This window comes from Limnofasciculus baicalensis BBK-W-15 (assembly GCF_024178385.1).
Classification (GTDB): domain Bacteria; phylum Cyanobacteriota; class Cyanobacteriia; order Cyanobacteriales; family Coleofasciculaceae; genus Limnofasciculus; species Limnofasciculus baicalensis.
The window spans coordinates 1-7,461 of the sequence record NZ_JAMZMM010000312.1 but is presented as its reverse complement, the minus strand read 5'-3'; the positions used below and the strand labels follow the sequence as shown (position 1 = coordinate 7,461).

The 7,461-nt window shown below is 40.5% G+C and carries 2 protein-coding genes; both read left to right on the top strand.

What is annotated here, in order from left to right:
- Positions 1-47 precede the first annotated feature (47 nt).
- Complete coding sequence (locus tag NJ959_RS22910) at positions 48-905, top strand: isocitrate lyase/PEP mutase family protein (protein ID WP_254014059.1); 858 nt, start codon at positions 48-50, stop codon at positions 903-905.
- A gap of 38 nt (positions 906-943) precedes the next feature.
- On the top strand, positions 944-7,461 hold a 6,518-nt coding region (locus NJ959_RS22905), incomplete at its 3' end, for a non-ribosomal peptide synthetase (RefSeq protein ID WP_254014058.1).

The following is a 7,461-nucleotide window of genomic DNA, read 5'->3' as shown; positions in this document are numbered from 1 at the left end:
AGGGTGTGGCTAAATCAAAAAAGTACATTTCCTGAGCAGAATCATCAATGGAGATAAATTTACGACGCAGCTTACATAGGGAACTTAATCAAAGAGAGATATTCCCTTTTATTGGGGTATATGATGTTTTCTCAGCCTCCATCGCCGCTAAATATTACGATGGTATTTTTATCAGCGGGTTTAGTTTTGCAGCCAGTCATTATGGCTTGCCAGATATCGGGTTTATTGCTTGGTCAGATATTGTAGCATTTGTCCAACGGGTGAGAACTATACTTCCCCATCACTATCTTTTGGTAGATATTGATGATGGTTATGTGGATTCAGATGTGGCTTGTCATGTGGTTTCCCTCTTGGAGTCAATTGGCGCTGATGCAGTTATTATTGAAGATCAAAAAAGACCGAGACGCTGCGGACATTTTGATGGCAAACAGTTGCTGGAATTAGATGAATTTTTGGAGAAGTTGAGAAAGGTTTTAGCTACTCGCAGAGAGTTATTTGTTGTGGCTCGGACAGATGCAGCAGATGTGGAGGAAATTCTCAGGCGCACTCAGGCATTTGCTGAAGCGGGGGCTGATGCAATTTTGGCGGATGGGATTAAAGATTTAGAAGTGATTCGCAAGATTAAAATGCAAATTGATAAACCTCTGGTATTTAATCAAATTGCTGGGGGGAAATCTCCTCCCTGTAGTCTGGAGGAATTAAAAGAAGTTGGAGTAGCCATTGTTAATTACAGTACTCCCTGTCTTTTTGCAGCTCAATCGGCGATTGAAGATACGATGAAAAGACTAAGAGAAAATGATGGTAGATTGGAGAAAAAAAGAGTGGGCGTAAAGGATTGTACAGCACTTCTTAATCAAAATCTAGAAAACCGCGATGCCTCTGGCGGGCGAAGCCATCGCTTGTAGTAGTTATAGGGTGCATTGCAATGAATGCACCACTATAGATGAATAATTATAATTATGTAAATCAAGGGAAAATCATGATAATTAACCCAGAAATAAAAGTCGATTCTTCCATCCCCAAACAAATTGAATCCGTCGCTCAAAAACAGCCAGAAGCGATGGCAATCCTTGCTCCCAATCGCGCCCCCCTAACCTATAGTAATTTATGCGATCGCATTCACGATGTCGTTACCAAGCTAAACTCTATTGGTATCGGCAGAAATGACCGAGTAGCAATTGTACTGCCCAATAGTCCAGAAATGGCTGTCTCTTTTTTAGCAGTCGCTTCTGCTGCAACTTGTGCCCCCCTCAATCCCAACTATCGCGGACCAGAATTTGAGTTTTATCTCTCAGATTTAGATGCCAAAGCGCTAATTATCCAAGCAGGAATGGATTCTCCCGCCAGAGAAATTGCCCAAGGGAGAAATATTCCTATATTGGAATTATCACCAATTTTAGATAGTCCAGCAGGTTCGTTTACCCTGACTGGTGGTGAACCCAATAATCCAGGAAATGGTGGCTGTGCCGAATCTGAGGATATAGCGTTAATTCTCCATACTTCTGGTACTACCTCCCGTCCCAAAATGGTACCATTGACTCATCAAAACCTCTGTACTTCTGCGGCTAATATCCGTCAAACTTTAGCACTAACAGAAAATGATCGCTGCCTCAATATCATGCCATTATTTCATATTCATGGACTAATTGGCGCATTACTTTCATCTATAAGTGCAGGTGCAAGTGTAGTTTGTACGCCGGGATTTGACGCGCCTAAATTCTTTAATTTATTAGAAGAATTCAAACCCACATGGTATTCGGCTGTCCCGACAATGCACCAAGCAATTTTAGCCCGAAGTGAGGGAAATAAAGAAATTATTGCTAACTCTTCGATTCGCTTCATTCGTTCCTCTTCTGCCTCCTTACCTCCTCAAATGATGGCAGATTTAGAACAGGTATTTAATGCCCCAGTAATTGAAGCCTATGGAATGACAGAAGCCTCCCATCAAATGGCAAGCAATCCTCTACCTCCCCAAGTCAGAAAACCTGGTTCAGTGGGAATGGCAGCGGGACCAGAAATTGCGATTATGGATGAGGATGGTAACTTATTACCATCGGGAAATACTGGCGAAGTAGTAATTAGGGGAGGGAATGTTACTAAAGGTTATGAAAATAATCCCCAAGCCAATGAAGGGGCTTTTACTAATGGTTGGTTCCGCACTGGAGATTTGGGTTATTTAGATGGGGATAACTATCTTTTCCTCAAAGGGAGAATTAAAGAGATAATTAACCGTGGTGGTGAGAAAATATCGCCCCGCGAGATTGATGAAATATTGCTAGATCATCCCACTGTAGCGCAGGCACTTGCTTTTGCAATTCCTCATTCCCAATTGGGTGAAGATATAGCCGCTGCTGTGGTATTGCGGGATAATTCATCGGTGACAGCACGAGAACTTCAGGAGTTTGTCGCCGCACGAGTTGCCGATTTTAAAGTGCCAGCCAGAGTGATTTTTTGGGATGAAATTCCTAAAGGACCGACGGGTAAATTGCAGCGGATTGGGTTAGCACAACAACTGGGGATTACTTCAAATGAATCAGCCGTAGCTTTCACCGAGTTTACTCCAGCTAGTACTGATATTGAAAAAGAATTAGCCAGAATTTGGTCAGAAGTTTTAGGTGTTGAGCAAGTTGGTATATCTGATAATTTCTTCCAGTTGGGAGGAGATTCAATTCTGATTGCTCAAGTTATTAATCGAGTCCGCCAAACACTACAAATAGAATTATTTTTCCTCGATTTCTTTGAAACACCCACTATTTTAGGCATAGCCCAAATTATTAAAAGTCAGGAGCGAGAAAAGCAGAATCAGACTTTACCATCAATAGAGCCGATTTCTAGAGCTAGTAAACTGCCACTTTCCTATACACAAGAAAGTTTCTGGTTCCTGGACCAATTAAAACCAGGGAGTCCTGCTTACCATCGTCCTGGTGCAATTATTATTAATGGTTCCATTAATTTAAAAATATTAGAGGAAAGTCTCAAGGAAATTCTGCGTCGTCATGAGAGCTTGCGGACTAACTTTGTAACAATAAATGGAGAGCCTGTTCCAGTAATTCATCCAACCGCAACCCTAACAATACCACAAATCGACCTCAGCACATTCACTAAATCTGAGCAAGAATCTGAAATTAAACGCCTTGGCAGAGAAGATACTCAAGCCGCCTTCAACTTGTCTGAAGGTTCCTTATTGAGAGTAAAATATTTTCGACTGAGTGAACAAGAACATCTGCTACTATTGACATTCCATCATATTATTTTTGATGGTTGGTCAATGGGAGTGCTATTGTCAGAATTGGCAAGTATTTACGAAGCATTTTCTAAAGAACAAAAATCTCCATTACCTGAATTGACTATTCAGTATCAAGATTTTGCCCATTGGCAACGTCAGTGGCTAACTGACGAGGTGCTAGAAACTCAAATCAATTACTGGAAGCAACAATTAGCTGGAGTACCACCGCTATTAGAATTGCAAACTCACCGCTCGCGTCCCGCAATTCCAACATTTCGAGGTGATTTATACGAACTTGTGCTACCTCAAAGCTTAAGCCAATCCCTAAAGGCATTAAGTCAGGAGGAAGGGGTAACACTATTTATGACTTTGCTGGCAAGTTTTTCCATACTTTTGCATCGATACAGCAATCAGGAAGATATTGTTATTGGCACTCCTGTCGCAGGAAGAAATCGAGTTGAGACGGAGCAACTAATTGGGGTGCTAATTAATACTTTACTTATCCGTATTTATATCGCAAATAATCCTTCATTTCGCAGATTATTAAATCAGGTAAAGAAAGTAGCTTTAGACGCTTATGCTCATCAGGAATTGCCCATTACTAAACTGGTGGAGGCACTGCAACCTGAGCGAAACCTGAGCTATCAAATGCTATTTCAGGTGATGTTTCAGTTCACAAATAGCGTCAATCAAGTGGTTGGACAAGACTTTCGCATGGAAGAAATGGAGTTAGATAATGGAGTATCTGTTTTAGATTTAAGCTTGGATATTCTGGATACATCTGCAGGTTTTTGTTGTCGCTTTAAATACAATACTGATTTGTTCGATGCCGTGACAATCGAACGGATGGCAGAAGATTTTCAAAATCTCCTAGAAGCGATTGTTGCCAATCCAGAGGAATCTATTGCCTCGTTACCTTTATTGACTGAAGTCGCCGAAACATCTCGAACATCTGGGAGTAGTAAATCTGAGACAAATCTCAATCGCCAACAATTTAGCTGTTATTTGATTGGCAATGAATCTTTGCTGATTCCCTGTGCTGAGATTCTTATGAAAGGTGGACATCAAATCTTAGGTATTATCTCCACTGGTACGTCAATTAGTCAATGGGCAACTTCACAAAGTATTCCTCACATTCAGCCAAAAGAAAATCTAATTAGTTTTTTAAGTAAACAACCTTTTGACTACTTATTCAGTATTTACAATCTCTCTATTATTCCGGAAGAAGTACTCAAATTACCTCGTCGCTACGCGATTAACTGCCATGATGCTCTCTTGCCCAAATATGGAGGAGTTAATGCTCCATCATGGGCTATTTTTCATCAAGAAAAAACTCATGGCATCACCTGGCATCAGATGGTAAATGTAGTTGATGGCGGCGATATATTGAAGCAAATTACGATTGATATAGATCCGGATGAAACCGTATTTTCTCTGAATCGGAAGTGTTATGAAGTTATTATCCATTCCTTTGCTCAATTAGTTGATGATATTGCCACAGGTAGAGTGGTTATTACTCAACAGAATCTAGAAGAGCGTAGCTACTTCTTAATGCGGCAAAAACCCAGTCCGGGATGTCTATTATCATGGCACAAATCTGCTGATGAATTAGATGCTTTAGTTAGAGCCTTAGACTTTGGCTCTCATCTGAATTTACTGGGTATGCCTAAGTTGGCAATCGGGAAAGAATTCATAATTATTCCCAAGATTCAAGTTCTTGAAAATCTCTCAGAATCAGCACCTGGAACAATTACAGCAATTAATGATAATAGTTTAATAATTGCGACGGCAAGTTCTGATATTCTCCTGAATTATCTTATAACAATAGAGGGGCAAAAGTTATCTATCCCTGAGTTTGTCGCCAGATTCAATCTGAAGATTGGAGAACAATTTAAGGATATAGATATAGAGCGCTCGCAGCGGCTGGAAAATTGGGAATCCTTGCTGTTCAAACATGAAAAATTCTGGGTAAAAAGATTAGCAACCTTAAATCCTATTGCTATTCCTTATCGCAATCGGGAAAGATTATCTCCCTCATCAGCGCGTCAGGTAAAGAGTGCGGATTGGTTGATACCCGATGAGGTAAAAACATTCTTGGCACAGCGTCAGGGAGAAGGGAATCTGGGAAATTTTCTGGTTGCTGCTTTTGCTGGATATCTATCTCGCATCAGTCAGACTTGTTGTTTTGATTTGGGATTGAGACAGGGGGAAATCCAAAACCAACTCACCCAACTGGAGGGATTTTTTGCTACTGATGTTCCTTGTCGGATAAATATCAACTATCAGCAAAGTTTTGAGTCGGTTTTTCAAGCTGTAAACCAAGAGATAAAATTGGTTAAACATCATCAGACATATCCGCGAGATATCCTCCTGCGATATCCGAAACTTAAAGGACTACGAGAGTCAGGTTTTCTGCCTCAATTTTTAGTGAATATCGAACAAGTAAAAAACTTAGAAGAATATAATACCAGACTGGATAATGCCCTAACCTTAGTGATACCAGAATCTGGGACAAAATGTTATTGGGTTTACGATTCGGAAATCTTCGATGGCGATACCATTGGCAGAATGGGAGGAGAGTTTACTACTTTTGTCCAGAGTATCGTCACCAATCCTACCTTATCTTTAGCAGAAATTAACTTATTATCTGATGATGAGCGTCATCAAATCTTAGTAGAGTGGAACAATAACCAAATCGATTATCCACAAAATCTCTCCATTCACCAATTGTTTGAACTTCAGGTAGCCAAAACTCCAGATGCGGTAGCATTGGTATTTAAAAATCAGGAAATCAGCTATCGGGAATTAGAAAATCGTGCTAATCAATTAGCACACTATCTCCAAAAATTGGGAGTTAAACCAGAAGTATTAGTCGGGATTTGTGTTGAACGTTCCTTAGAAATGATCGTAGGTTTATTAGGAATTCTCAAAGCAGGTGGAGCTTATGTCCCCTTAGACCCTAATTATCCCACAGAACGTTTAACTTATATGGTAGAGGATGCCCAAATTTCCCTACTCTTAACTCAAGATAAATTCCAGCAGCAATTTTCTAATCCAGAAGTTCGTCAAATCTGCTTGGATAGAGATTGGAGCATAATTAGCCAAGAAATTATCGAAAATCCCGTTAGCGAAGTGAGAACCGAAAACTTAGCCTACGTTATTTATACATCAGGCTCCACCGGAAAGCCCAAAGGTGTAATGATTAATCATCAATCTTTAGTAAACTTCACCCAGGCTGCCATTGACGAGTATAGAATAACTCAGTGCGATCGCGTTTTACAATTTGCCTCAATTAGTTTCGATGCCGCAGCCGAAGAAATTTATCCCTGTCTGACTTCTGGCGGTACATTAGTGTTACGCACCGATGAAATGTTGAATTCGATAGGGACTTTCCTAAAAGCGTGTCAAGATAAGAAGCTGACTGTCTTGGATTTGCCTACAGCCTATTGGCAGCAAATGGTTTCTGAATTAACCACAACCAATCTGGTACTACCAGATTACCTCCGATTGGTGATTATTGGCGGAGAACGAGTTTTGCCAGAATCTGTGAAAATCTGGCAAGAGTCTGTGGGAAATTATCCTCAATTAATGAATACTTATGGTCCCACTGAAGGAACCGTAGTTGCCACAATCTACCCGATAAAAACTGAAATAGCAATAAAAAAAGAAGTACCAATTGGACGTGCCATTGCTAATGTCCAAACCTATATTCTCGACCAAAACTTACAACCTCTTCCTATTGGCATTCCAGGGGAATTACATATTGGTGGTACTGGATTAGCCCGTGGCTACTTCAACCGTCCAGAATTAACCGCCGAAAAGTTTATTCCCAATCCCTTTGAGAAGTCAAAAGTCACTCTTCAAAAATCAAAATTAGATAGACTTTACAAAACAGGGGATTTAGCCCGTTATCTTCCCGATGGCAATATCGAATTTATCGGTAGAATTGATAATCAAGTTAAAATTCGCGGCTTCCGGATTGAGTTAGGAGAAATTGAAGCTGTATTAATACAACATCCTGATATTCAGGAAACTGTAGTTATCGCCAGAGAAGATATCCCAGGAGATAAACGTCTAGTCGCCTATATAGTTTCCCAGAAACAAACCGCACCCAATCTGGATGAATTGCGCCGCTTCCTCAAGGAAAAATTACCGGATTACATGGTGCCAAATGCCTTTGTCATCCTGGAAGTTTTACCTTTAACTCCTAATGGAAAATTAGACCGCCGCGCCCT

Excerpts from the sequence above, each read along its gene's own strand:
- NJ959_RS22910 (WP_254014059.1), top strand. The coding sequence starts at position 48 with ATGGAGATAAATTTACGACGCAGCTTACATAGGGAACTTAATCAAAGA.